The following is a 26,409-nucleotide window of genomic DNA, read 5'->3' as shown; positions in this document are numbered from 1 at the left end:
GACGTCCCCGGCTCAGTCGCTGGCGGCACCGAGTTCACGGACGGCGTCCGCGAAGCGGTCTCCGCGTTCGTTGTAGTTGGCGAACATGTCCATGGAGGCACAGGCGGGAGCCAGGAGCACCGTGTCCCCGGCCTGCGCCAACTTCGTCGCCTCCCGGACCGCCACCGGCATCGCCCCAGTGTCGGTCCGGTCGAGCTCGACGACCGGCACTTCGGGCGCGTGTCGCGCAAGCGCGTCCCGGATCAGCGCGCGGTCCGCGCCGAACAGCACGGCGCCGCGCAGCCGCTGCGCCGACCCAGCGACCAACTCGTCGAAGGTAGCACCCTTCGCGAGCCCGCCCGCGAGCCACACGATCGAGTCGTAGGCCGCCAACGAGGCTTGCGCTGCATGAGTGTTGGTGGCCTTGGAGTCGTCGACGTACACAACACCGGCCACGTCCGCGACGTGCGCGATGCGGTGCGCGTCGGGCCGGAAGGCGCGCAGGCCGTCCCGTACGGCGGCCGGCTCGACGCCGAAGGCGCGCGCCAGGGCTGCGGCGGCCAGCGCGTTGGCGATGTTGTGCGGGGCCGGCGGGTTGACGTCGCAGACCTGGGCGAGCTCCTGGGCCTGCTGGTGCCGGTTCTCGACGAAGGCGCGGTCGACCAGGATGTCGTCCACCACGCCGAGTTGGGACGGCCCTGGCGTACCCAGCGTGAAGCCGATCGCGCGGCAGCCCTCCTCGACGTCGGCCCCTCGCACCAGGTCCTCGGTGGCCTTGTCGGCGACGTTGTAGACGCAGGCGACCTTGTTGCCCTCGTAGATACGGCCCTTGTCGGCGGCGTACGCCTCCATGGAGCCGTGCCAGTCGAGGTGGTCGGGGGCCAGGTTCAGCACGGCCGCGGAGTGGGCGCGCAGGGACGGCGCCCAGTGGAGCTGGTAGCTGGAGAGCTCGACCGCGAGGACGTCGTACTTCTCGTCGCCGAGGACGGCGTCCAGCAGCGAGACCCCGATGTTGCCGACCGCAGCCGTGCGCAGCCCTGCCGCCTGGAGGATCGAGGCGAGCATCTGGACGGTCGTGGTCTTGCCGTTGGTGCCGGTGACCGCGAGCCAGGGAGCGGCGTCGGGGCCGCGCAGGCGCCAGGCCAGTTCGACATCGCCCCAGACGCGGACGCCCGCCGCGGCTGCCGCTGCGAACAGCGGCTTGTCCGGCTTCCAGCCGGGCGCCGTGACGATGAGCTCCGTACCCTCCGGCAGGGTCGCCCCGTCGCCGAGCCTGACCGTGATGCCCTCGGCCTCCAGCTCGGCGGCCTGCGCCCGGGAGCGCTCGTCGTCGCCGTCGTTGACGACCGTGACGACCGCGCCCAGACCGTGCAGGACCCTGGCCGCCGGGACACCGGAGACGCCGAGCCCGGCGACGGTGACGTGCTTGCCCTGCCAGTCGGTCACTTGTCGGCCGCCCATCCCGCGTAGAAGAGTCCCAGTCCGACGATCACACAGATGCCCTGGATGATCCAGAAGCGGACTACGACGAGGACCTCGGACCATCCCTTGAGCTCGAAGTGGTGCTGCAGCGGTGCCATCCGGAAGACGCGCTTCCCGGTGAGGCGGAACGAGCCTACCTGGATGACCACGGACATGGTGATCAGGACGAACAGCCCGCCGAGGATGGCGAGCAGCAGCTCGGTGCGCGAGCAGATCGCCAGGCCCGCGAGCGCGCCGCCCAGGGCGAGCGAACCGGTGTCGCCCATGAAGATCTTGGCGGGTGAGGTGTTCCACCACAGGAAGCCGAGGCAGGCGCCCATGAGGGCGGACGCGACGATGGCGAGGTCGAGCGGATCTCGTACCTCGTAGCAGGCGGGCGCCTTGGTGAGCGTCTCCGCGTTGGCGCAGGACTCCTGCCACTGCCAGACGCCGATGAACGTGTACGCGCCGAAGACCAGCACGGAGGCGCCGGTGGCGAGGCCGTCGAGACCGTCGGTGAGGTTCACGCCGTTCGACATGGCGAGGATCATGAACAGCGCCCAGACGACGAACAGTACCGGGCCGATGGTCCAGCCGAAGTCCTGCACGAAGGAGAGCTTGGTGGAGGCCGGGGTGTTGCCGCGGTTGTCGGCGAACTGCAGCGCGAGCACCGCGAAGGCGATGCCGACGATCAACTGGCCCGCCATCTTCGCCTTGGCCCGCAGACCGAGCGAACGCCGCTTGACGATCTTGATGTAGTCGTCGAGGAAGCCGACCAAGCCCATGCCGCCCATCAGGCCGAGCACCAGCAGACCGGAGAACGTCGGCGGCTTGCCCGTGATCACCTTCGACAGGAAGTACGCGGCGATCGTCGCCAGGATGAACGCGATGCCGCCCATGGTGGGCGTACCGCGCTTGCTGTGGTGCTCTTTAGGGCCGTCGTCGCGGATGTACTGGCCGTAGCCCTTGCGGGCCAGCAGCTTGATCAGCAGCGGCGTGCCGATCAGCGTCAGGAAGAGACCGATGACTCCCGCGAACAGGATCTGCTTCATCATCGGGCGGCAACCTCACCCTCGGCGGCGGCCGTGTCCTGTTCGAGCAGCGCCATTGCAACCCGCTCCAGGCCCACCGACCTGGAGGCCTTCACGAGTACGACGTCGCCCGGGCGCAGCTCGCTGCGCAGCAGGTCGACGGCCGCCTGTGCGTCGGACACGTGCACCGACTCCTCACCCCACGAACCCTCGTTGTATGCGCCCATCTGCAGCCAGGCGGCTTCCCTGCCCCCGACCGCGACGAGCTTGCCCACGTTCAGCCGGACGGCGAGCCGTCCGACCGCGTCGTGTTCGGCGAGCGCCTCGTCACCGAGCTCGGCCATCTGACCGAGCACCGCCCACGTGCGGCCCCCCTTGGCCCGTGCGGCCTCGCCCATCGCGGCGAGTGCGCGCAGAGCGGCCCGCATGGACTCGGGGTTCGCGTTGTAGGCGTCGTTGACGACCGTCACGCCGTCCGGGCGCTCGGTGACCTCCATACGCCAGCGGGAGAGGGAGCCCGCCTCGGAGAGCGCGAGGGCGATCTCTTCCGCGGACATGCCCAGCTCATGGGCGACGGCGGCCGCGGCGAGCGCGTTCGACACGTGGTGCTCACCGTACAGGCGCATGGTCACATCGCTGCACCCGGAGGGTGTGTGGAGGCTGAACGAGGGCTGTCCTGCCTCGGTGAGCCGGACGTTTTCGGCGCGTACGTCCGCGTCGTCCGACTCTCCGAAGAGGATCACGCGCGCCTTCGTACGCGATGCCATGGCACGTACGAGGGGGTCGTCGGCGTTGAGGACGGCCGCGCCGTCCTCGGGGAGCCCCTCGACGAGTTCGCCCTTGGCCTCGGCGATCTGCTCCCGGCCGCCGAACTCGCCGATGTGGGCAGTGCCCACGTTGAGTACGACGCCGATTCTCGGCGGGGTCAGGTCCGTGAGGTAGCGGATGTGGCCGAGGCCGCGGGCGCCCATCTCCAGGACGAGGTAGCGGGTCTCCTCGGTGGCACTGAGCGCGGTGAGCGGCAGCCCGATCTCGTTGTTGAAGGAGCCGGGTGTGAAGACCGTCGGAGCCTTGGTCCGGAGCACCTGCGCGATGAGGTCCTTGGTGCTCGTCTTGCCCGCGGAGCCGGTGAGGGCCACGAGCGTCGCGCCCAGCCGCTCGACGACGGCGCGGGCGAGGGCGCCCAGCGCCGTCTGCACGTCGTCGACGACGACGGCGGGGACGCCGACGGGCCGCGACGCGAGTACGGCGACCGCGCCCGCGGCGACCACGTCGGCGGCGAAGTCGTGGCCGTCGACGCGCTCGCCGGCGAAGGCGACGAAGAGGCTCCCGGGCTCGACCTCGCGGGAGTCCCGGACGACCGGTCCGGTGACCTGCACGGACGGATCCGGTATGTCGTGGGTCTGCCCGCCGACGATTTCAGCGATCTCGGCGAGGGAGAGGGCGATCACAACTTCATCCCTGGGTGTTCTGGATAGCTTCGCGGAGCACCTGGCGGTCGTCGAAGGGGCGTACCACTCCGGCGATGTCCTGGCCCTGCTCATGGCCCTTGCCGGCCACCAGCACGGTGTCGCCGGGCCGCGCCAGGGCGACGGCGGCGGCGATGGCGGCGGCCCGGTCCTCGAAGACCTGGACCTCGCCGCGTTCGTGGGCCGGCACCTCGGCGGCGCCGGCGAGCATGGTGGCCAGGATGGCCAGGGGGTCCTCGGAGCGGGGGTTGTCGGAGGTCAGTACGGCGGTGTCGGCGAGGCGGGCTGCGGCGGCGCCCATCGGCGCGCGCTTGGTCTTGTCCCGGTCGCCGCCGCAGCCGAGCACGACGTGCAGCCTGCCCTCGGTGATCTTGCGCAGGGCGCGCAGGACCGACTCGACGGCGTCGGTCTTGTGGGCGTAGTCCACGACAGCGAGGTAGGGCTGGCCTGCGTCGACGCGCTCCAGGCGGCCGGGGACGCCCGGCACGGCGGCGATGCCGTTCGCCGCGCCCTGCGGGTCGAGTCCGGCGGTGGCGAGGGCGACGATCGCGGCGAGCGTGTTGGCGACGTTGAAGGGGCCCGGCAGCGGCGACTTCGCGGTGATGCGCTCGCCGCGCGGGCCGACGGCGGTGAAGTGGGAGTCCATCGGCCCCACCACGACGTCCTCGGCGCGCCAGTCGGCGTCGGGGTGACCTTCGGCGGAGAAGGTGACGACCGGTACGGACGCCTCCTTGGCCAGCCTGCGGCCGTATTCGTCGTCGACGTTGACGACGCCCTGTTTGCTGCGTTTCGGCGTGAAGAGCTGCGCTTTGGCCCGGAAGTAGTCCTCCATGTCGGAGTGGAACTCCATGTGCTCCGGGCTGAGGTTGGTGAAGACCGCGACGTCGAAGACGCAGCCGTCGACCCGGCCGAGAACCAGAGCGTGGCTGGAGACCTCCATGGCGACCGACTTCACACCGCGCTCGCGCATGACGGCGAACAGGGCCTGGAGGTCGGTGGCCTCGGGGGTGGTGCGCTCCGACTTGATGCGCTCGTCGCCGATGCGCGTCTCGACCGTGCCGATGAGTCCGGGCATCCCGTCGGAGACTGCGAGCCCGCCCCGGATCAGATACGCGGTCGTGGTCTTGCCCGACGTACCGGTGATGCCGATCTGCAGCAGGTCGCGGCCCGGGTGGCCGTAGACGGTCGCAGCCAGCTCGCCCATGCGCCCGCGCGGGTCGTCGACGACCAGGACCGGCAGGGCCGTGGCGGCGGCACGTTCGGCACCCGTCGGATCGGTGAGGATCGCCGCGGCGCCGAGGCCGGCGGCCTGCGCCGCGAAGTCGGCGCCGTGGAAGCGGGCGCCGGGCAGCGCGGCGTAGACGTCGCCCGGGCGCACAGCGCGGGAGTCGTGCGTGATGCCACTGACCTCCGCGGCGCCGGGGACGGTGACCCCCAGCTGATCGGCGAGCTCCGCGAGTGGTGTCGTGGAGGCCTGGACCGGTCGTGGCGGCCCTGGATAGGTCACAGGAGCGCCCTTCTGGGTGACGTCGTACTGATCAGCATGTGGCACGGCGGTGAGCGTACCGGGACCACCCCCGCCGGAGCTAAACGAGCTCCGTGGGGGGCGCTGGTTCCCGGAGTCGGGGGTGATGGTTCTCACGGGCGGTTCCTGGTCGCTCTCAGGGCTTGCTCAGGGCTTGAACTCGACGGGCAGCCGTGCCGGCTCCGCTCCGGTGGGCGGCACCTGGAGTGTCTTCAGAGCGAACTCCATCACCGTCTTGTAGATGGGTCCGCAGATCTGGCCGCCGAAATAGCTGCCCTTCGTGGCGTTCTGGATGGCGCAGTAGACGGTGACGCGCGGATTGTCGGCGGGCGCGAAGCCGGCGAACGACGAGGTGTAGCCGCGGTACTTGCCGGTGACCGGATCGACACGGTTGGCGGTTCCGGTCTTGCCCGCGACCCGGTAGCCCGGGATACGGGCCTTGACGCCCGTGCCCTGCTCGTCGTCGACGACCGACTCGAGCATCTGCGACAGCGTCTTCGCGGTCTTCTCGCTGATGACCCGGGTCTTCTTGGGCTTGGCTGCGGGGGTGAAGCGCCCGTCGGGTCCCGTGGTGCCGCGCACGAGCGTGGGCTCGACGCGTACGCCGCCGTTGGCGATCGTCGAGTAGACGGAGGCGGCCTGCATCGCGTTGATCGAGACGCCCTGGCCGAAGGGGATCGTGTACTGCTGCGACGTCGACCAGGTGTCCGGTGGCGCGAGGATGCCGGCCGTCTCACCCGGGAAGCCGAGCCCGGTGGCGCCGCCGATGCCGAACTTGCGCAGATACGAGTAGAGGACCTGGTTGGCCTCGGCCTGCGTCTTGCCGAGCTGGCCGGAGGCGAGGATGGTGCCGATGTTGCTGGACTTGGCGAGCACGCCGTTGAGCGTCAGATACCAGGTCGGGTGGTTCACGTCGTCCTGGAACAGCCGGTCACCGCGGTGCAGCCGGTTCGGCACCGTCACATGGGTGTCGGGTGTGGCGACGTTCTCCTCCAGTACGGCGGCCATGGACATGACCTTTGCGGTGGACCCCGGCTCGTAGGCGTCCTCGAGCGCGAAGTTGTGCATGTCCGCCGAACTGGCCTGCGAGAGATCGTTCGGATCGAAGCCCGGGGCGTTGGCCATGGCCAGGACCTCGCCGGTCCTGGTGTCCTGCACGATCACATAGCCGCGGTCCGCCTTGGACTTCTTCACCTGCTCGGCGATGGCGTTCTGCGCGGCCCACTGGATGTCGCGGTCGATGGTGAGCTCGACTTCGGATCCGGGCACGGCGGGCACCTCGCTTGTCCCGGCCGTGGGGACCTGGCGGCCGCCCGACTGGGCATAGGTGATCTTGCCGTTCTCGCCGGACAGGTCCTTGTCGAGCTTCTCCTCCAGGCCGCCCGCGCCCTTGCCGTCGGCGTTGACCCAGCCCAGTATCCCGGCGGCGAGCTCGCCGTTCGGATAGACGCGCTTGCTGCTCGGGTCCTGAAAGACGCCCGCGAGGACGTTGCCGGTCCTGCCGTCCGTCTGCGCCTTCTCCTCGAGCGCGCTCTTCAGGTCCTTGATCTGCTTCCAGACCTGCGGGGTCTGCCGGGAGGCCAGTCGGACGTAGCGGGTCTTCGGGGTCCGGAGCTTGGCGGCGATATCCGCCTGGTCCTTGTCGAGAATCGGTGCGAGCAGTGCGGCCGCCTGCTCGGGCGCGTCCGCGATCTTCGTCTGCTTCTGCGTGAACATCGTGGGGTCGGCCGTGATGTCGTACGCGTCCTCGCTGGTCGCCAGCTCGACGCCGTTGCGGTCGGTGATCCCGCCGCGCTCGGCGGTGAGTGTGTGGCTGAGGTACCGGTTCTTCTCGGCCTTCGCGGCATACGCGCTCGCGTCGACGGCCTGCACCTGGAGCAGCCGTACCACGAACGCCAGCATCACCAGGGTCAGTCCGAGGCTGACCATGCGCAGCCGTGGGCGTGGGCTGCCGAGGCGGATGGTGCGAGGACCGGGCGCGCTCGCCCGGGGGCGGGGCCTCGGGGCGGCCGAGTGGTACTGGCGCCCGGCGGGGCGCGCTCCTTGTCCCGGGCGCCGAGGAGTGCCGGGGCGCGCGGGCCTGGCGGGTCCTGGCACCCTGCGCCGCGGGGGTTCCCTGTCGGTCACGTCCGTCACCTGCCGGAGGTCGTGGGCGCGGGCTTCGGGGGCGATGCGGGCGCCGGGGCCGTGCCGGCGGGAGCCGGGACCGTACCGGCGAGCGGTGTGGCGGTCCGGGAGGGGGCGGCCGAGGGCTTGGTCGTAGGCGCGGAAGGGGCGGCTGCCGAGGGCTTGGCGGACGCCGCCCCGGACGGGGTCCCCGAGGCGGCAGGGGACGGCGGCACCGTGTTGCCCGCCACCGCCTCCGGCGGGGTCGCGGACGGCAGGCGCCAGCCGGACGGGGTGGCGGCGGCCCCCGGCATGCCCTTGACGGTGCCGTCGGGGTTCAGGAACGCGGGACTGCCGCCGGGCACCATGCCGAGCTCACGCGCGCGGCGCTGCAGGGCCTCGGGAGCGGAATAGGCGTCCACATCCCGCTGAAGGGCCTGTTCCTCCTCGGTGAGGGCGGTGGTCTCCTTCTTGAGGTCGTTCAGCCGAAACGACCCTGCGTTGAGCGCGGAGTTCAGCATCAGCAGCGTGATCAGCCCGCCGGCAAGCAGCACCACGACCAGCAGGACGAACGGGGTGCGCGCGGCCTGGCTGGGGCCTGCCGGCAGCAGCCGCGCAAGCCTGGCAGCCCTCCCCCTCAGCTCCGGTCTCCTGCTCATTCGCCCCTCCCCCGGCGTACGGATCCGCGTGCGCGCGGCGTCCGCGTCGCACTGCGGACGCCACTCATTCAGCTTCCTCGCGGATGCGCTGCGCACCACGCAGCCGCGCCGGGGCGGCCCGCCGGTTCTGGGCGACCTCTTCCTCGGTCGGCAGTTCCGCGCCGCGCGTCAGCAGCTTGAGCCGCGGCTGGTAGCGCTCGGGCACGACGGGCAGGCCCGGCGGCGCGGTGTTGGCGGCCCCGGCCGCGAACACCTGCTTGACCAGCCGGTCCTCCAGCGAGTGGTACGACAGCACGGCGATTCGGCCACCCACCGCGAGGGCCGCCACGGCGGCGGGAATGGCCCGCTCCAGGACGGAGAGCTCGCCGTTGACCTCGATACGCAGTGCCTGGAAGGTGCGCTTGGCGGGGTTGCCGCCGGTGCGCTTGGCGGCCTGCGGCAGGGCGTCACGGATGAGCTCGACGAGCCGGGCGCTGTTGGTGAAGGGCTCCTTCTCGCGTTCCCGCACGATGGCGGAGACGATCCGCTTGGCCTGCTTCTCCTCGCCGTAACTGCGCAGGATCCTCACCAGCTCACCGGCGGGATAGGTGTTGAGCACCTCGGCCGCGCTGATGCCGGACGACTGGTCCATCCGCATGTCGAGGGGGGCGTCCTGGGCGTAGGCGAACCCGCGGTCCGCCTCGTCGAGCTGCATGGAGGAGACACCGAGGTCGAACAGGATGCCCTGGACGCGCGGGATGCCGAGCCGGGCGAGTACGTCGGGCAGCTCGTCGTAGACGGCGTGCACCAGCGTGGCCCGCTCGCCGTAGGGAGCGAGCCGCTCGCCGGACAGGCGCAGCGCCTCCTTGTCCCGGTCGAGGCCGATCAGGCGCGCCGAGGGGAAGCGGGTCAGCAACGCCTCGCTGTGTCCGCCGAGGCCGAGGGTGCAGTCGACGACGACGGGTTCGGCGACGCCCGGCTGCTCGAGGGCCGGGGCCAGCAGGTCCAGGCACCGCTGGAGCATCACCGGGACGTGCCGGGTCTGGTCGGGGTTCATGCTGTGCTCCGCGCGGGCCAGCAGTCGTCGGAGGCGCCCCTCGTTCTGGTTCGCTCGCTACGCTCGCTCACGGCGCGCCCTCTCAGGTCCGGCGCGGCCGCCGCACGCACCGCCGGGTCCCCGCCCTCCCCCAGCCGACGCTGGCAGGTGCCCCCGGAACGGGAGCGGGCCGGCACCGGGAAGGTGGCGTCAGCCGACCGGGAGCGGGAGGAGGCCGAGCCGCACGTACGCGCCGCGCACGCGGGGAGATCTCCGGTGGTCACCGGGCGTCTCCGTGGATAACAGTCCAGCAGGGAGAGCCTCTCGCCTCCCGCTTCGCGTCACTTTAGTCCACCCTGTCTCGCGGTCAATCAACCGGCCTGCGCGTCGCGAGCCGGTGCCCGGCGGCGACGTGGACGCGGACGCGGCCCCGGGCGGAGTCACCCGTACGGATGCACCGGGGGGCCTGGCTTATGGGGTAGGTCACAACAACGTTCATTGACGTTCTTTGTCCCGCCTCACAGCGGGCCTGATCCGGTCGTGACCAGTACCTTCATACACATGACGACTTCTGCATCCGTACCCACAGAGCCCCAAGGCGCCATACGCGGCGGCGGCACCGTCACGGACCGGCTCGTCGAGGCGAACCACAGGTACGCCGCCGCCTTCACCGATCCGGGCATGGACGCACGGCCCGTTCTGCACGTCGCCGTCGTCGCGTGCATGGACGCACGGCTCGACCTGCACGCGGCGCTCGGCCTGGAGCTCGGCGACTGCCACACCATCCGCAATGCCGGCGGTGTCGTCACCGACGACGTGATCCGCTCCCTCACGATCAGCCAGCGCGCGCTCGGCACGCGCAGCGTCGTCCTCATCCACCACACCGGATGCGGCCTGGAGAAGCTCACCGAGGAATTCCGGCACGAGCTGGAGATGGAGGTCGGCCAGCGCCCGTCCTGGGCGGTCGAGGCGTTCCGGGACGTCGACCAGGACGTCCGCCAGTCGATGCAGCGGGTGCGTACGTCCCCCTTCCTGGTGCACACGGACGATGTGCGCGGATTCGTCTTCGACGTGACGACGGGCCTGCTGCGCGAGATCGACCCCGCCTGACCGCTCTTTCTGACTGCACGCGCCTGACCCCGGTCGGGCGCGTCTGACGCACACATCGGCCGCGCCCACCCCGGAAACAGTCTCAAGCCCTGACATAACGGCGCCAGTTGTCCACAGTCGAGTGACACGAACCGGTAACGGCAACAAGAATGCCCTTGTGGCACCGCGCGGAACTTTTCGCGTGTGGTGTCCGTGTTTCGGGGTGGGCCGGTCCGCATCGCAGAGCGTCGGCCCTGGAATGGTCCCCTGTTCCTGACGGAGCGCGGGGAAGGGCCGAGGAGGGCCGGGTGACGACCTATGACGATCGAGCGAGCCTCACAGATCTGACCACCACAGCGGAGCGTGTCCGCAGGTCGGTGGAGGGTGTGATCGAGGGCAAGCCCGAGGTCGTACGGCTTTCGCTGACCGTACTGCTCGCCGAGGGGCATCTGCTCATCGAGGATGTCCCGGGCGTCGGCAAGACCATGCTGGCCAAGGCGCTCGCACGGTCCATCGACTGCTCGGTGCGACGCATCCAGTTCACGCCCGACCTGCTGCCGTCGGACATCACCGGTGTGTCCATCTGGGACCAGCAGCGGCGGGACTTCGAGTTCAAGCCGGGCGCGATCTTCGCGCAGATCGTGATCGGCGACGAGATCAACCGCGCCTCGCCGAAGACTCAGTCGGCGCTGCTCGAGTCGATGGAGGAGCGCCAGGTCACCATCGACGGACACACGTACGAGCTGCCCAGCCCCTTCATGGTGGTGGCCACGCAGAACCCGGTCGAGATGGAGGGCACCTACCCGCTGCCCGAGGCGCAGCGCGACCGCTTCATGGCCAGGGTGTCGATCGGCTATCCGAACCCGGAGGCCGAACTGCAGATGCTGGACGTGCACGGCGGCGTCTCGCCGCTCGACGACCTCCAGCCGGTTGCGCATGCGCACGAGATCGCGAAGCTCATCGACGCGGTGCGCCAGGTGCACGTGGCCGAGGCGGTGCGCCGCTATGCGGTGGACCTGGTGGCGGCGACCCGCAACCACCCGGACCTCAGACTCGGCGCGTCGCCGCGAGCGACGCTGCATCTGCTACGGGCGGCGAAGGCGGCCGCGGCGCTCAGCGGCCGGGAGTTCGCCCTGCCGGACGACGTGCAGGCGCTGGCCGTGGCGGTCCTGGCGCACCGCCTGCTGCCCACGGCCCAGGCGCAGCTGAACCGGCGCACGGCCGAGCAGGTCGTCCTCGAGATCCTGCAGCGCACCCCCGTACCCGCCGCTGCTCCACAGCCTGGTGGCTTCGCCACGGGCCGTGGCCAGGGCTCCCCGGTCTACGGTCAGCAGCCGCCCGGCACCCGGAGCCTGTGATGACGGCCGCGGGGCCCCCGACGGCAGCGCCCGAGGAGGGCGCGGAGAAGGGCGGCCTCCGCACGGCACTCGCCGGGCTCACCACGCGCGGGCGCTCGTTCCTGGCGGCGGGCGTCGCTGCCGCCATCTGTGCCTACGTGCTGGGCCAGGGCGATCTGCTGCGTGTCGGTCTGCTGCTCGCCGTGCTGCCGCTCGTCTGCGCGTTCGTGCTCTACCGCACCCGCTACCGGGTCGCGGGCAGCCGGCGGCTCTCCCCGGGCCGCGTGCCCGCGGGGTCCGAGGCGCGCGTCCATCTGCGGATGGACAACGTCTCGCGGCTGCCCACCGGCCTGCTGATGCTGCAGGACCGGGTGCCGTACGTCCTGGGGCCGCGGCCCCGCTTCGTACTGGACCGCGTGGAGGCGGGCGGCCGCCGCGAGGTGTCGTACCGCGTCCGCTCGGATCTGCGCGGCCGCTATCCGCTGGGCCCGCTCCAGCTGCGTCTGACGGACCCGTTCGGGATGTGCGAGCTGACCCGCTCCTTTTCGACGTACGACACGCTGACCGTGATCCCGCGAGTGGAGCCGCTGCCGCCGGTGAAGCTGACCGGCGAGGCCAGGGGCTACGGCGACGGGCGGCAGCGCGCGCTCGCGCTGGCCGGCGAGGACGACGTCATCCCGCGCGGATACCGCTACGGCGATGATCTGCGCCGGGTGCACTGGCGGTCCACCGCGCGGTACGGCGAGCTGATGGTGCGCCGCGAGGAGCAGCCGCGGCGGGCCCGCTGCACGGTGCTGCTCGACACCCGCGGCCTGGCCTTCCAGGGCGCGGGCCCCGACTCGGCCTTCGAGTGGGCGGTCTCCGGCGCCGCGTCCGTCCTTGTACACATGCTCGAACGGGGCTTTTCGGTCCGGCTGCTGACGGACACCGGGAACTCGGTGCCCGGCGAGGGCTCGGACGGTTTCGCGGGCACCGCCCAGGAGTCGGCGGACGCGGCGGGCCTGATGATGGACACCCTCGCGGTGATCGACCACTCGGACGGCGCCGGGCTCTCCCGGGCGTACGACCTGCTGCGCGGCGGAAACGAAGGGCTGCTGGTCGCCTTCCTCGGCGACCTGGACGAGGAGCAGGCGACGATCGTCGCGAAGATGCGCCGGCGCAGCGGCGCCGCGGTCGCCTTCCACCTGGACAGCACGACTTGGGCCCAGCGCCAGGGCGCCACGCCGGCCGGCGACGCCGAGGAGCGGCTGCGGCTGCTCCGCGAGGCGGGCTGGACGGCCCTGGCGGCCGGGCCGGGCACGAGCGTCGCCGACCTGTGGCGCCAGGCAGACCAGCACCACGCCTCGGCGGCGTCCGCGCCGTCGGGGAGCACGACGGGGGGATGGTCTTGACTGGGATGCTCTTGACTTCTCCCCCAGCTGAAGCGGGGGGATTCGACCCTCGCGGGTTGAGCCTTCGGCTTCTCGGACAGCAGCTGCCCCGAACCAACGGCAAGGGACGTTGGTACGCCCAGCGGTCTTACGCCGGCTCCAGGGACCTGATATCCCGCCGGCCCGGCGGTAGGCCCAGCCAGCCCTGCTCCTCAGGAGTCCGATCCCACCCCCGCCTGAAGGCGGGGGTAACCACGGAGGAACCCTCATGAGCGGACGAGCGCGGCTGGCGCTGTGTGCGACTGCGGCCACGTTGATGGCCGCGTGTGCGTTGCTGCCGCTGGTCGGATCGTCGACGTGGATCGTGCAGGCCGCGCTCCTGCTGACGATCCAGGCCGGTGTGGGCGCGCTGGCCCGGCGGGTGCCGTTGGCACGGCCGCTGACGGTGGCGGCCCAGGCGCTCGTGACGCTCCTGCTGCTGACGGTGGTCTTCGCGCGCGGGCAGGCGATCGCGGGCGTGCTGCCCGGGCCTGAGGTGTTCCGGGAGTTCGGCCTGCTGCTGCAGGACGGCGCCGAGGACGTCGGTCAGTACTCGATACCGGCACCGCTGTCGGACGGCATCCGGCTGATGCTCGTCGGCGGCGTCCTGGTGATCGGCCTGATGGTGGACGCGCTGGCGGTGACGTTCCGCAGCGCGGCCCCGGCGGGCCTGCCGCTGCTCGCGCTGTACTCGGTCGCCGCCGGCCTGTCGGACGGCGGCGCGGGATGGGTGTGGTTCCTGCTGGCGGCCGCCGGGTATCTGCTGCTGCTCCTGGCCGAGGGCCGGGACCGGCTCTCGCAGTGGGGCCGGGTCTTCGGCGGCGCGCCGCGCTCGGGCGGGTTCGCCGGCGGCCTGGAGAGCCCGTGCGGCGGGGCGGTCTCCCCGGTCCGCACGGGGCGGCGCATCGGCGCCCTGGCCCTGGGCATCGCGCTCGTGGTGCCGCTCGCCCTGCCCGCGCTGGACGGCGGCCTGCTGGACGGCACCGGAACCGGCACCGGCACGGGCCCGGGCGGCGGAGGCACGATCTCGGCGGTGAACCCGCTGGTGTCGCTGCAGAACAGCCTCAACCAGCCCGAGGACCGCGAGGTCATGTCGTACCGCACGAACAGTGAGGACACACAGGACCTGTATCTGCGGATCGTCTCCCTCGACGAGTTCGACGGCACGGCGTGGAAGCCCTCCGTGCGAAGCATCACGGCTGTGCCGGAGACGTTCCCGAATCCGCAGGGCCTCGGCGGCGACGTCCGCAGGACCGAGATCGAGACGAGGATCAAGGCCGCCAACTGGTACGCGCAGGACTGGCTGCCGATGCCGTATCCGGCGAGCCAGGTGGACATCGAGGGCCGCTGGCGGTACGAGCCGATGGGCCGCACGCTCGTCGGTGACCGCGGGCAGACCACACGCGGCGCCCAGTACGACGTGAAGAGCCTCATAGTGCAGCCGACGGCCGAACAGCTGGCCGTGGCCCCGGCGCCGCCGTCGGACCTGAAGCGTGAGTTCACCCGCGTGCCGGGGTCGCTGCCTCCGGTGGTGGCGGCCACGGCCCGCCAGGTCACCCGGGGGGGGGCGAACGACTACGAGCGTGCGGTCGAGCTCCAGGACTGGTTCGCCTACGAGGGCGGCTTCACCTATGACACGCAGGTGCAGGCGGGCAGCGGTTCCGCCGCGATCGCCCGCTTCCTGAAGCAGAAGGAAGGCTTCTGCGTCCACTTCTCGTTCGCGATGGCGGCGATGGCCAGGACCCTGGGGATACCGGCCCGCGTGGCAGTGGGCTTCACCCCCGGATCACCGGAGACCGACGACTCGATGTCGGTAGGCCTGCGGGACGCGCACGCCTGGCCGGAGCTGTACTTCGAGGGCGTGGGCTGGACCCGCTTCGAGCCGACGCCGAACCGTGGCACCGTGCCCGACTACACCCGCTCGGACACCCCGGTCGGCAGCCCGAGCAGCTCGGCGCTGCCCCAGCCGAGCACGTCGACGGCACCGTCCGCAGCGCCGTCGGCCTCCGAGAGCTGCCCGGTTCAGGAGAGGCGGGAGGGCGGCTGCGCCAGCACGGCCCCGCAGGCGACGAACACCTCCGACGCCGGCGGCCCGCCGTGGCGTCTCATCCTGGGCGTGACACTCGCCGGGCTCGTCGTGCTCATCGTGCCCTTGCTGCCGACGCTGTGGCGGCTGCGGGTCCGCGGCGCCCGGCTCCGTTCCCCCGGGCGCACGGAGGCGGACGCGGCCACCCGCACGCTCGCGGCATGGCTGGAAACCACGGACACGGCATGGGACCACGGCATCACACCGGACGACTCCCAGACCCCGCGCAAGGCGGCCGCCCGGATCGTACGGCTCGGACAGCTCGGTCCGGAGGCCGCGGAATCGGTCCACCGACTGGCGGCCGGGGTGGAGCAGGTGCTCTACGCGCCGCGTCCGCAGCCCTCGGCGGGACTCGCCGACGACGTACGTCGCGTGAGGGACGAGCTGGGCACCAAGGTGAGCAGGGGCACGCGGCTCCGAGCGGTGTTCGCCCCGCGTTCAGCTGTCCGGGTGCTGTGGACCGTCTCCGACCGCTGGACGACGCTCAGGGCGGCCTGGACGGAACGGTGGTCGACGCGCCGCCCTGCACTGCGGCGGCCGTGGTCGCCCCGCCAGGAGCGTTGAGCCCGGGGTGAGTCCCGCGGGTTCGGAGCTGCTGGGCTCCGAGCCTTCGGGTTCGGTCGCCTGGCCCGGTTCGCGCGATGACCCGCACCGCCGGCGCTTGCTGCCCGGCTCCGCCTACGGGGAACGGGGACCGCGTGGCGGTTACTGCCCGGCTCCGCCTACGGGGAACGGGGACCGCGTGGCGGTTGCTACCCCGGCTCGGGAAGGCGGCCGCGTGAGGTTGCCGCCTGGCACGGGCCTGCGCGGAACCCGCACCGCGCGGCGGTTGCCACCGCCCGGCTCCGCCCGCGCGGAACGCGCACCGTCGTTGGCAAAGCCGTCGTACGCCAAAGGGGTGGCCACCCGAAAGTGGGCACCCCTTACGTACGTCCGTCTGTCCACGTCCGCCCGTCGTCAACAAAACCGCTCGGCACCGGCCCCAAAGGGGCAGGTGCCGAAAGGCGGTGGAGCTCAGTGGCCCTGTTCGTCGCGGCGGCGCTGCCAGCGCTCTTCGATGCGGTCCATCATGGAGCGCCGCTGCCTGCCCTGACGGCGCGTCGGAGCGGCTGCGCCCGGCGCTCCGGCGGCGGCTTGCTCACCCGGCTTCGGCGCCTTGCGCCAACCGGTGACGGCGAGCACTGCGCAGCCCAGCATGACGAGGAATCCCACCACGCTGATCCAGATCTGCTGTGCAACCATTCCTGCCATGAGGAGCGCGATACCCACCAGGAAGCCCGCGACCGCCTGATAGACCCGTCGCCGGGTGTATGTACGCAGCCCGCTTCCCTCAAGCGCTGTCGCGAACTTGGGATCTTCGGCGTACAGCGCTCGCTCCATTTGCTCGAGCATTCGCTGCTCGTGCTCCGAGAGCGGCACGGAGTCCTCCTCATCGTGCAGTCGCCGGGGCGACCGGGGGTCCCCTTCAGGATAGGCAGGGAATCGCCCCCGTGAAACCCGCCCCTCTACGCCAATTCGCCATGCGAGACCGCCACGGCGCGTCGGCTCGCTGAAGCGTGCATTCCCCAACAGCCGACGGGTCATGCCGGAACCGTCTCCCTCGATCATACGGCCCGAGACGCCCGATCGGGGGGCCTGTGGCGTACTCCATCTGCGGCTGCGCCGCTGATCAGCGGCGCATGCACCACAGCGCACTCAGACCTCGTCGCGCTCCTGCTTCTCACCGAGCACATGGAGCTGGGTCGCGACGGAGTGGAAGGAAGGCATCTCCGCGGCGGCCGCCTCGAGCTTGAGCAGTGCATCGAGGGCGCCCGGCTCCGTGTCCACCAGCACTCCCGGCACCAGGTCGGCGAAGACCCGCACGCCGTGCACCGCGCCGACGGACACGCCCGCATCCGATACCAGTCCGGTGAGCTGATCGGCCGTGAACCGGCGGGGCACGGGGTCGCCTTCACCCCAGCGCCCGGCCGGGTCGGTGAGCGCGTGCCGGGCCTCCGTGAAGTGGCCGGCCAGCGCCCGGGCGAGCACCGCGCCGCCGAGGCCCGCGGCGAGCAGGCTCAGCACGCCGGAGGGGCGAAGCGCCTCGACCGCGTTGCGTACGCCCTCGGCGGGGTCGTCCACGTACTCCAGGACGCCGTGGCAGAGCACGACGTCGTATCCACCGCGCTCGGCGACGTCGAACAGCCCGTGGGCGTCGCCCTGGACGCCGCGCACCCGGTCCGCTACACCGGCCTCGGCCGCACGGCGCTCCAGCGCGAACAGCGCGTTCGGGCTGGGGTCGACGACCGTGACCTGATGGCCCAGGCGGGCCACGGGCACCGCGAAGTTGCCGCTGCCGCCCCCCGTGTCGAGGACGTCGAGCGACTCCCGTCCCGTGGCCTTCACCCGGTCCTCGAGGGCGTCCTTCAGGACCTCCCAGACCACGGCGGTACGGAGAGAGGCGCGGGGGCGCATCGGGTCCGACACGGCAGTTGACTCCTCGGCGCGGCACCGCCTCGTGTGCGGCGGAGCAATGGGCCTTCCGCGCCCGGTCGGGCACGGGAAGGGTGCAGGCGCCTCCACCTTATTGCCTTCCGCGCGGTGCCCCGGCATCCGTACCGGCTGCCCGGTTCACCGCATGGGGGAGGCCCCGGGCGGTCCCCCACCCGGTGGTGAGTCCCCTGGGCGGCCCCCTGCCCGGTGGTCCGCCGGGTGAGTGGCAGCGCATGCGCGTCCGGTCTCACCCCGCGTCGGGGACCTCACCACCCTCGCCGTCCGGCCTGGGCTGGGGCAGTACGGGCTGCAGCACCAGCATCCGCTCGACCAGGCGCAGGAACATCGCCACGTCGCGCAGCAGGTCGTCGGCGTCACGCCGGCTGGCCGCGCCCTGTATGCCCGCCTCCGCGCGGGCCCGGCGGCCGGCGCCGGAGGCGAACAGGGCGCTCCACTCGGTGAGTTCGGGCGCGATTTCGGGGAGCACCTCCCAGGCGCTCCGGATCCTGGCGCGGCGTCGCGCCGACGGCTCCGGGCGGCCGCGCACGGCGAGAACGGCGGCCGCGGTGCGCAGGGCCGCGAGGTGGGCGGTCGCGTAGCGCTCGTTCGGGGTTTCCAGCAGGGCCGCCTCTTCGAGTCCCGCGCGGGCCTGGGCGAGCAGGTCGAGCGCGGCGGGCGGGGCCGTGGCCCGGCGCAGCACGGGGTGCACATCGCTCGCCGGGCCTGTCAGTGAGGGGGCAGGGCCGGAGGCGCGGCGCCGACGTGCGGCGGCTGCGGACGAACTGGCCATGACGAACCTCCTGTCGTCTGTGTGACGGCACTGTGGCCGTATGTGCCCATCGTGAAGTACGCCACTGACAATCGGCTCTGACCTGGGACTTTGCTTCGAAGACAGGTTCGGGCTAAGTTTTTGCACTGACCAGTCAGTTCAAAAGGGAGAACGTTCAACGGCCTGGGCGAACAGCCGGGTCGAAGAAGCCGGCCCAACGGGCACGCTTCGGGGAGGGGGAATCCGTGGACCGTTCGCACGGCGTTGCCGTCAGTGCCCAGGGGCTCGGGCTTCGGGGCCCGCGCGGATGGGCGTTCCGCGGCGTAGGCATCGATGCGGAGTCCGGGTCGCTGATCGCGATCGAGGGCCCGTCCGGCTCCGGCCGCACCAGCCTGCTGCTCACGCTCACCGGACGCATGAAACCGACGGAGGGACGGGCGACCGTCGGTAGGTTCTCGCTGCCGAAGCAGATGACGGCCGTGCGGCGCATCAGCGCGCTCGGCCCTGTCCCCGGAGTCACCGATCTCGAACCTGCCCTGACCGTCGCGGAACACCTGCACGAGCGAGCCCTGCTGCAGCGCCGCTTCGACGGATCGCTGCGGGCGCTGCTTCGCCCGCGCGCGGAGAGGGCGGCCGAGGCGCGTCTGCGGATCGAGTCGGCGCTCTCGGCCGCCGGTCTCGACGCCTCGGCTCTGCCCAAGGGTCCCCGCACGGCCGTACGGGATCTGGAGCGGCTGGAGGCGCTGCGGCTGTCGGTGGCGCTCGCGCTGATCGGCCACCCGCGCGTGCTGGGCGTCGACGACACGGACCTGAAGCTCTCGGACACGGAACGCGCCGAGGCCTGGGCGCTGCTGCGGTCGATCGCCGAGGCGGGGACCACGGTCGTGGCGGTGTGCAGCGAGGCCCCCGAGGACGTCCTGACGGTGTCCACGGCAGCCCGCCCCGATGACCCCGACGAAGCCGCGGACTCCGACGAAGCCGCGGACTCCCACGAAGGCGCAGGCAGCGACACAGCGACAGGCCCAGACACAGCCCCAGGCACGGACGAGGACGAGAAGGAGACGGCGGATGCGCTCGCCGAAGCTGGCCGCGCTTGAGCTCAGGCGCTTCGGCAGGGGGAGGCTTCCGCGCGCGGCCCTCGCGTCGCTGCTGCTGCTCCCCCTGCTGTACGGCGCGCTGTATCTGTGGTCGTTCTGGGATCCGTACGGCCGCCTCGACCGCATACCCGTGGCGCTCGTCAACGAGGACAAGGGGGCGACCGCCGCGGGCAAGAAGGTGGCGGCGGGCGACGAGATCGCCGAGCAGCTGCGGGACAGCCAGGTCTTCCAGTGGCACGAGGTGAGTGCCGCCGACGCGCGCGCGGGTGTCGAGGACGGGACGTACTACCTGTCGCTGACGATGCCCTCCGACTTCAGCCGGCGCATCGCCTCCAGCGCCGCCACCGGCACCCACTCCGCCGATTCCGCCACCGACACCGAGCCCGCCGATTCCGCCACCGGCTCCCGCTCCGGCTCCGGCTCCGGTCCGCAGACCGGCGCGCTCCAGGTGCGTACGAACGACGCGAACAACTACATCGTCGGGCAGATCTCCCGGACGGTCTTCTCCGAGGTGCGCTCGGCGGCCTCCACCAGCGCCTCGCGGTCGTTCCTCGACGGGATCTTCATCTCGTTCTCGGACATCCATGACGCGACCGAGAAGGCCGCAGAGGGAGCCGACGAGCTCAAGGGCGGCATCGGCAAGGCCAAGAAGGGTGCGGAGGATCTCGCGGACGGGCTGAAGGACGCCAAGGACGGCAGCTCCGGGCTGGCCGAGGGCGTCAGTCGGCTCGACAGGGGCGCGGGTGATCTGGAGCTCGGTTCACAGCAGGTCGCGGAGGGCACGCAGAAGCTGGCCGACAAGGTCAACAGGGCAGCGGACCAGGTCCGCCCGTTCCTCGAGGACAACGGAAAGACGATCGCGGACGCCGCGCGGATCGTCGCGGACTCGACGGGCGTGGTCCGCGGCCATCTGGACACGTTCGTCAGGACAGCGCCGCTCGCCGAGAAGGGCACCCGCGAGGCCTCCGCGACCTTGGACGCCGTCTACGCGAGACGCTGCGAGAAGCCACTGGTGGCCGATCCGGCCTGCGGGGACCTGAGGAAGGCGAAGGACGCGGCGGCCGAAGCGGCCCAGCTCGCCAAGGACGTCAACACGGTGGTGCAGGGCTACGACGGCGACGTCGCCGCCCTCGACAAGGACCTCGCGACGCTGCAGAGGCAGGCGAACGCGCTCGCCAAGACGGCACCTCACCTCGACGAAGACCTCGCCACGGCCGTAGCCGAGATCAACGAGCTCAACGACGGAGCCGCCAGGGTCGCCAAGGGCGCCGCGACACTGCACTCCGGCCTGACCACCGCAAAGTCCGGCTCCGCCGAGCTCGACGCGGGCGTCGGCGAGCTGAAGGCGGGCGCGAGCGACCTCGACGGCGGCCTGTTCAAGCTCGCCGACGGCTCCGGAGAACTCGCCGGCGGCCTCCACGACGGCGCGGACCAGATTCCGGACTACGACAAGCACGACCGCGACCGGCGCACCGAGGTCATGGCCGACCCGGTCCAGCTCGCCTCCCAGTCGCTCCACAAGGCGCCCAACTACGGCACCGGCTTCGCCCCGTACTTCATCCCGCTGTCCCTCTGGGTCGGCGCGATGGTGGCGTACATGCTCATCCAGCCCCTCAACCGGCGCGCGCTCGCCGCGGGCGCCTCCGCGTGGCGCATCGCGCTCGCGGGCTGGCTGCCGGTGGCCGCGCTGGGCGTCCTGCAGACGGCCGCCCTGATGGCGGTCCTGCACTGGGGACTGGGCCTGGAGATGGCACGGGCGGCCGGGACCGTCGGCTTCCTGTGCCTGGTCACGGGGTGTTTCGCGGCTATCGTGCAGTGGCTGAACGCACGCTTCGGGGCCGCCGGGCGCATCCTCGTACTGGCCTTCCTGATGCTGCAGCTGACGTCCGCGGGCGGCACGTACCCCGTGCAGACCAGCCCGCAGTTCTTCGGCGCTGTCCATCCCTTCCTGCCGATGACCTACGTCGTCGAGGCGCTCAGGCGACTCATCACGGGTGGTGGTCTGGGCCCCGTCTGGGAGGCGTGCGCCGTGCTCGCGGCGTTCACGGCGGGCGCCCTCGCTCTCACCGCGGTCTCGGCGCGACGCAGGCAGGTCTGGACGCTGGACCGGCTGCACCCGGAGCTGAGCCTGTGACAATCAGGGCCATGGAAAGCAGCAAGGCCATGGACGGCGTCGGCGGCAGCGCCGTGGACGGCAGCAGAGGCACGGGGGGCGGCAAGGCCGTGGACGGCGGCGGCACACGGCGCCAGGCGACCCGGCAGAAGCTCTACGAGGCCGCCGTGAGCCTCATCGCCGAGCAGGGCTTCTCGGCCACCACGGTGGACGAGATCGCCGAGCGGGCCGGGGTCGCCAAGGGCACGGTCTACTACAACTTCGCGAGCAAGTCGGTCCTCTTCGAGGAGCTGCTGCGGCACGGCGTGGGCCTCCTCACCGCCTCCCTGCGGGAGGCGGCCGAGAGGACCGCGAAGGACGGCGGCAGCAAGGTCGACGCACTGGACGCGATGGTCCGCGCCGGACTCGTCTTCATCGACCGCTATCCGGCCTTCACCCAGCTGTACGTCGCCGAGCTGTGGCGCACCAACCGGGCCTGGCAGTCCACGCTCCTGGTGCTCCGCCAGGAGGCCGTCGCGGTCGTGGAACGGGTGCTGCGCGACGGCGTCGACAGCGGCGAGCTGAGCGAGGAGATCGACGTCCCGCTGACGGCGGCAGCGCTGTTCGGGATGGTGCTGGTGGCGGCGCTGGACTGGAAGGCGTTCCAGCCGGAGCGCTCGCTCGACGATGTGCACGCCGCACTGTCCCGTCTGCTGCAGGGGCGCGTGGCCGGAGGGCGCTGAGCCGGCGTCGTACATCACAAGAAGCGCGGCGGTACAAAAAGCGCGCCGGTCCGGCGCGGCCTCATCTCCCTTGAGGCCTCACCGGACCGGCGCATCCCCCGTGGTCTCCCGTCCCCCGTGGTTCCCCCGTCCCGTTCCCCCGTCCGTTTCCCCCGTTCCCCCATCCCCCGTCCCCGTCCTGCCTTCGGCAGGAGGAGCGGCCAAGGGCGCCGCACCGTTCCGCCGCCCCGTGTCGGCGGTCCGGCGCCGGCGCCCCTTTCCGTGCCCTAACTCTTCCGTCTGCGCAGGTCGCAGCCCATCCGCATACCTACTCAACTCGCCGCCTAGGTACGGATACTCAGACATGTGTGCTCATCCTCAGGAGCGAGCGTCGCCTGCTGGTGACGATCGCGTCCGTTCCCGTACTCGCCCGGGGCCGGGTGGCGCCCTCGGCCGCCCGGGCGGGAACCGGGGTGCGGCACTCCCGGTGGCTGCCGGACGGGACTGTCAGTGGGGGCCGATAAAGTCCCTGACATGGCACGGATTGCGGTGATCGGCGCTGGGATGGGCGCCATGGCGGCTGCTGCCCGGCTGGCCGTCGGGGGCCACCGGGTGGTGGTGTACGAGCGCGCGGGGACGCACGGCGGGGCGCTGGGCCGCGTCGAACGCGACGGCTTCGCCTTCGACACGGGCCCTGGACTGCTGCAGCTGCCCGCGGTGTTCCGGGATCTGTTCCTCAAGACGGGCAAGGAGCCCCTGGAGCGGTGCGTCGAGCTGTCCCAGGTCGAGCCCGCGGTGCGGCATGTCTTCGCGGACGGCACGGAGGTGTCCCTGCCGAACGCGTCACGCGCGGGCGTAGGCGAGGCGCTGGACGCCGCGCTCGGCGGGGGCGCGGGGGCGCGCTGGGCGGCGTTCATGAACCGTGCCCGTGAGGCCTGGGACCGCTCCCGCCGCCCGCTGCTGGAAGAGCCGCTGTGGCCGAACTGGCAGGTCCTGGCGGAGCGGGAGCCGTATCCGGCAGCAGTGCAGCGGCGCCTGCTGCGCAGGGACCGGGTGGCGACGACGCTCACGGAGGTCGCCGAGCTGGAGCTGGGCGGCGAGCCGCGGCTGCGCGCGCTGCTGGAGCACTATGCCCTGGCGTACGGCCTGGACCCGCGGACCACACCGCCGAGCGCGGCCGTCCTGCCGTACATGGAGCAGACCTTCGGCGCCTGGTACGTGCGCGGAGGGCTGAGGGCGCTGGCGGATGCGGTGTACGAGCGGTGCCTGGCGCGGGGGGTGGAGTTCCGCTTCGGCGCGGAAGTGACCCGGATCGTCGAGAAGGACGGCCGCGCGGCGGGCGTGGAGCTGTCCGATCGGTCGGCCGAGGACGCTGCTTTCGTGGTCGCGGGCGTCGCGCCGGGCGTGCTGGACGGCCTGCTGCCCGGGCCCCCGATCCGCGCGACGGGCGAGGTCCCGTCGCAGGCGCAGGCCGGGCTGCCGAGCCGGCTGACCGTGCTGCTCGCCCTGCGAGGCGGCCGTCCCGAGGACACTCCGTACCGGACGGTGGTGCACGCGGGCGACCGTCAGGACGAGCTCGACCGCCTCTTCGGACCGCGGCCGGCCGTCGCGGTCTCGCCGTCCGTGACAGTGCTGCGCCCGGGCGACCCCGAGCTGGTGCCCGACGCGGAGCACGAGGCCGTGACGCTGACCGTCACGGTCCCGGCGCACGCGGAGGTCTCGGAGGCCGACGTGGAGCGGGTGCTGACGGTCGCCGAACGGGCCGTGCCCGGCCTGCGGGACCGCCTTCTGTGGCATGAGGTGCGCACCCCGGCGGACGTCGCGGCGGCCACGGGAGCCGACGGCGGCTCCGTCCCGGCGCCCGCGCTGGCCTCGGCCGGCGGCCGCCTGCTGCACCCGTCGAACAGCACACGCATACCGGGGCTGTTCGCGGTGGGCGGCTGGGCGCACCCAGGCGGCGGGCTGCCGCACGCGGGCATGTCGGGCGCGCTGGTAGCCGGACTCATCGTGGAGGGGCCGGACTTCCGCGGTTCGCAGTGAGACCAGGCGGCCCGGGGAACCCGTCGCGCGGAGCCACGGAGCCACGGAGCCACCGGCGGGCCGGTGGGCCCGGGCTCAGTAGCGGTACTGCTGCTGGTTGTACCCGGTGTCGTAGCCGCCCTGGTCCTGTTGCGGATAGCCCTGTTCCGGCGGGAGTTCACCGCCGTACGGCTGCTGGTCGCCGTCGCGCTGCTGGGGCACCCACACACCGCCGGGAGGCGTCTCCCCGCCGTATGCGGGAGCCGCGTACGGATCCTGGGGGTAACCACCCTGTCCGTACTGCTGGCCGTATGCGTCGTACTGCTGCTGGCCGCCGTACGTGCCCGTCGCGGCGTACGGGTCGGTGTAAGCGTCGTACTGCTGCTGGCCGCCGTACCCGTCGTACTGCTGCTGGCCGTATCCGGCGTAGCCGTCGTAGCCGTAGCCCGCGTTCTGCTGCGCGGACGCGGCGGGCTCGTACACCGGGTTGCCGTACACGCCGTACTGCCCGGTGTCGTCGGGCATCGGCTGCGGCTCGTACACGGCGGGTCCGTCGCCCTGGCGGTACGTTCCCTCGCCCGGCTGTTGGTACGTTCCCTCGCCCGGTTGCTGGTACGTTCCGTCGCCCGCGTACCCGTAGGCGAACGCGCCCTCGTCAGCCTGTGCACGGGCCTGGGCGTCGGCCTCCGCGTACGCGTAGCCGGGCCGGGCGGACTCACTCTCCTCGAGGCCGGACACCTCGAGCGTCGGCTCCTGGCGGGACGGCGGCTCCGCCTCGCGGCGCCTGCTCACGCCCGGTACGCCGCCCAGCGCCCAGCCGGTCGAGAAGCCGCGGCGGAACGAGAGCGTGACGTACGTCTGCCCGACGGCGAAGGCGGCCGCCCCGATCCCGATGACCACCACCGAGGGCATCAGCACGCCGAGGACCACCCCGAGGAAGCCGACGAAGGCGAGCAGCCGCCAGCGAAGCCGTGCCTTGTACTGCAACAGCACCTCGCCGAGCAACCACAGCGCGACGATGCCGAATGCGATGTAGAGGACCGTCCAGCCCATGTACGCCCCTCTCCTGCGGCCGCCGCCCCTCTGGATGCGGCCGGTCTAGGCCTGTGGGTGGTGCAGGCCCAGATTCTCGTAGATCTCCAGCGTCGCCGTGGAGTTGTTGAGGGTGATGAAGTGCAGTCCTGGAACGCCTTCGCTCAACAGCCTCGCGCAGAACTCCGTTGCGAACTCAATGCCAATGGAGCGTACAGCGGCCGGATCGTCTTTTGCTGTGAGGATCCGCTCTTTCAGAGAGTCCGGGATGGCCGCGTTGCTGAGCTTGGGCAGCCGTTCGAGCTGCTTCACGCTGGTGACGGGCATGACCTCCGGGATGATCGGGGTCGTGCAGCCGGCGGACTCGACCCGGTCCCGCAGGCGCAGATAGGACTCGGGCTGGAAGAACATCTGTGTGATCGCGTAGTCGGCCCCGGCGCGGCACTTGTCGATGAAGTGCTGTACGTCCGTGTCCTCGTCCGACGACCGCGGGTGCGTCTCGGGGAAGGCCGCGACGCCCACGCAGAAGTCGCCGGATTCCTTGATCAGCCGCACGAGTTCGGCCGCGTAGGTCAGGCCCTGCGGGTGCGGGATCCAGTCGCCCATGGGGTCGCCGGGCGGGTCGCCGCGGACCGCGAGCATGTTCCGGATCCCGGCGTCGGCGTACTGCCCGATGATGTTGCGCAGCTCCGCGACGGAGTGGCTGACCGCGGTGAGGTGGGCCACGGGGGTGAGCGTCGAGTCGGCGGCGATCTGCTCGGTCGCTTTCACCGTGCCTGCGCGCGTGGAGCCGCCGGCACCGTAGGTGACGGAGACGAAGCTGGGTGCGACGGCCTCGATACGGCGCAGCGCGTTCCACAGGTTCCGCTCGCCCTTCGGGGTCTTCGGCGCCCAGAACTCGAAGGAGTACGTGGTTTTGCCGGTGGCGAGCATGTCGCGCACGGTTCGTGCGCGATCAGTCCTGGTGGAGGCAGTTCCGAGGGCCATACTCGCAGGTTAGCCAGGCACTGGCGGTCCCCCAACCAGAGCAGGGTAAATTG

General features: G+C 71.7%; 20 protein-coding genes. 8 read left to right on the top strand and 12 right to left on the bottom strand.

Going from position 1 to position 26,409, the window contains the following annotated elements; all coding sequences use genetic code 11:
* Nucleotides 1-12: 12 nt before the first annotated feature.
* From murD to rsmH, 7 genes are all read right to left on the bottom strand, one after another.
* Complete coding sequence (murD, locus tag H1D24_RS23100) at nt 13-1,440, bottom strand: UDP-N-acetylmuramoyl-L-alanine--D-glutamate ligase (RefSeq protein WP_181659567.1); 1,428 nt, start codon at nt 1,438-1,440, stop codon at nt 13-15.
* The gene (mraY, locus tag H1D24_RS23095; RefSeq protein WP_181659566.1) at nt 1,422-2,495 is read right to left on the bottom strand and encodes a phospho-N-acetylmuramoyl-pentapeptide-transferase; all 1,074 of its coding nucleotides are present in this window, start codon (nt 2,493-2,495) and stop codon (nt 1,422-1,424) included. The genes murD and mraY overlap by 19 nt, the downstream gene beginning before the upstream one ends.
* Nucleotides 2,492-3,922: a UDP-N-acetylmuramoyl-tripeptide--D-alanyl-D-alanine ligase gene (locus H1D24_RS23090; RefSeq protein ID WP_181659565.1), complete on the bottom strand. Its 1,431-nt coding sequence runs from the start codon at nt 3,920-3,922 to the stop codon at nt 2,492-2,494. The genes mraY and H1D24_RS23090 overlap by 4 nt, the downstream gene beginning before the upstream one ends.
* A 4-nt stretch (nt 3,923-3,926) precedes the next feature.
* A complete protein-coding gene (locus H1D24_RS23085) occupies nt 3,927-5,582 on the bottom strand; it encodes a UDP-N-acetylmuramoyl-L-alanyl-D-glutamate--2,6-diaminopimelate ligase (RefSeq protein WP_181659564.1) in 1,656 nt (551 codons plus the stop codon).
* A 30-nt stretch (nt 5,583-5,612) separates the two neighbouring features.
* The gene (locus H1D24_RS23080) at nt 5,613-7,592 is read right to left on the bottom strand and encodes a peptidoglycan D,D-transpeptidase FtsI family protein (protein WP_309484412.1); all 1,980 of its coding nucleotides are present in this window, start codon (nt 7,590-7,592) and stop codon (nt 5,613-5,615) included.
* Between the two features lie 5 nt (nt 7,593-7,597).
* Nucleotides 7,598-8,230 carry a cell division protein FtsL gene (ftsL, locus tag H1D24_RS23075; protein WP_181659562.1) on the bottom strand — a complete coding sequence of 211 codons (633 nt, stop codon included), beginning with the start codon at nt 8,228-8,230 and terminating at the stop codon, nt 7,598-7,600.
* Between the two features lie 64 nt (nt 8,231-8,294).
* Nucleotides 8,295-9,266, bottom strand: coding sequence for a 16S rRNA (cytosine(1402)-N(4))-methyltransferase RsmH (gene rsmH / locus H1D24_RS23070; protein ID WP_181659561.1), 972 nt, complete (start codon nt 9,264-9,266; stop codon nt 8,295-8,297).
* A gap of 540 nt (nt 9,267-9,806) precedes the next feature.
* On the opposite strand from rsmH, the gene H1D24_RS23065 reads away from it, so the two are divergent.
* From H1D24_RS23065 to H1D24_RS23050, 4 genes are all read left to right on the top strand, one after another.
* On the top strand, nt 9,807-10,355 hold the full coding sequence (locus tag H1D24_RS23065) for a beta-class carbonic anhydrase (RefSeq protein WP_181659560.1): 549 nt from the start codon (nt 9,807-9,809) through the stop codon (nt 10,353-10,355).
* Nucleotides 10,356-10,642: 287 nt separating this feature from the next.
* Entirely contained in the window at nt 10,643-11,692 is a 1,050-nt protein-coding gene (locus H1D24_RS23060) for an AAA family ATPase (protein ID WP_181659559.1), read from the top strand.
* The gene (locus H1D24_RS23055) at nt 11,692-13,062 is read left to right on the top strand and encodes a DUF58 domain-containing protein (RefSeq protein WP_181659558.1); all 1,371 of its coding nucleotides are present in this window, start codon (nt 11,692-11,694) and stop codon (nt 13,060-13,062) included. The genes H1D24_RS23060 and H1D24_RS23055 overlap by 1 nt, the downstream gene beginning before the upstream one ends.
* Before the next feature lie 247 nt (nt 13,063-13,309).
* Nucleotides 13,310-15,730 (top strand): transglutaminase TgpA family protein, encoded by a 2,421-nt coding sequence (locus H1D24_RS23050; protein ID WP_181659557.1) that lies wholly within the window; start codon nt 13,310-13,312, stop codon nt 15,728-15,730.
* A 450-nt stretch (nt 15,731-16,180) separates the two neighbouring features.
* Here the strand turns inward: H1D24_RS23050 and H1D24_RS23045 are convergent, their stop codons facing one another.
* The 3 genes from H1D24_RS23045 to H1D24_RS23035 all read right to left on the bottom strand — a co-directional run bounded on the left by H1D24_RS23045 (nt 16,181) and on the right by H1D24_RS23035 (nt 18,428).
* The gene (locus tag H1D24_RS23045) at nt 16,181-16,585 is read right to left on the bottom strand and encodes an SCO2097 family morphological protein (RefSeq protein WP_181659556.1); all 405 of its coding nucleotides are present in this window, start codon (nt 16,583-16,585) and stop codon (nt 16,181-16,183) included.
* A gap of 276 nt (nt 16,586-16,861) precedes the next feature.
* Entirely contained in the window at nt 16,862-17,632 is a 771-nt protein-coding gene (locus H1D24_RS23040) for a methyltransferase (RefSeq protein ID WP_181659555.1), read from the bottom strand.
* A 253-nt stretch (nt 17,633-17,885) separates the two neighbouring features.
* A complete protein-coding gene (locus tag H1D24_RS23035) occupies nt 17,886-18,428 on the bottom strand; it encodes an SAV_6107 family HEPN domain-containing protein (protein ID WP_181659554.1) in 543 nt (180 codons plus the stop codon).
* A 224-nt stretch (nt 18,429-18,652) separates the two neighbouring features.
* Between H1D24_RS23035 and H1D24_RS23030 the strand changes: the two genes are divergently transcribed.
* The 4 genes from H1D24_RS23030 to H1D24_RS23015 all read left to right on the top strand — a co-directional run bounded on the left by H1D24_RS23030 (nt 18,653) and on the right by H1D24_RS23015 (nt 24,358).
* Entirely contained in the window at nt 18,653-19,504 is an 852-nt protein-coding gene (locus H1D24_RS23030) for an ATP-binding cassette domain-containing protein (protein WP_181659553.1), read from the top strand.
* Nucleotides 19,476-21,638, top strand: a complete 2,163-nt coding sequence (locus H1D24_RS23025; RefSeq protein ID WP_181659552.1) for a YhgE/Pip family protein — start codon at nt 19,476-19,478, stop codon at nt 21,636-21,638. The genes H1D24_RS23030 and H1D24_RS23025 overlap by 29 nt, the downstream gene beginning before the upstream one ends.
* 29 nt (nt 21,639-21,667) lie before the next feature.
* Nucleotides 21,668-22,339: a TetR/AcrR family transcriptional regulator gene (locus H1D24_RS23020; RefSeq protein WP_374064308.1), complete on the top strand. Its 672-nt coding sequence runs from the start codon at nt 21,668-21,670 to the stop codon at nt 22,337-22,339.
* A 513-nt stretch (nt 22,340-22,852) separates the two neighbouring features.
* Complete coding sequence (locus H1D24_RS23015; protein ID WP_181659551.1) at nt 22,853-24,358, top strand: phytoene desaturase family protein; 1,506 nt, start codon at nt 22,853-22,855, stop codon at nt 24,356-24,358.
* Between the two features lie 75 nt (nt 24,359-24,433).
* Here the strand turns inward: H1D24_RS23015 and H1D24_RS23010 are convergent, their stop codons facing one another.
* Both H1D24_RS23010 and metF read right to left on the bottom strand, forming a co-directional pair.
* The gene (locus tag H1D24_RS23010; protein WP_181659550.1) at nt 24,434-25,390 is read right to left on the bottom strand and encodes an SCO2102 family sporulation regulator; all 957 of its coding nucleotides are present in this window, start codon (nt 25,388-25,390) and stop codon (nt 24,434-24,436) included.
* Between the two features lie 45 nt (nt 25,391-25,435).
* On the bottom strand, nt 25,436-26,356 hold the full coding sequence (metF, locus tag H1D24_RS23005) for a methylenetetrahydrofolate reductase [NAD(P)H] (RefSeq protein ID WP_181659549.1): 921 nt from the start codon (nt 26,354-26,356) through the stop codon (nt 25,436-25,438).
* Nucleotides 26,357-26,409: the final 53 nt, after the last annotated feature.

This window comes from Streptomyces himalayensis subsp. himalayensis (assembly GCF_013778455.1).
Classification (GTDB): domain Bacteria; phylum Actinomycetota; class Actinomycetes; order Streptomycetales; family Streptomycetaceae; genus Streptomyces; species Streptomyces himalayensis.
The sequence above is the reverse complement of the archived record's forward strand: the minus strand, read 5'-3'. Positions and strand labels throughout refer to the sequence as shown.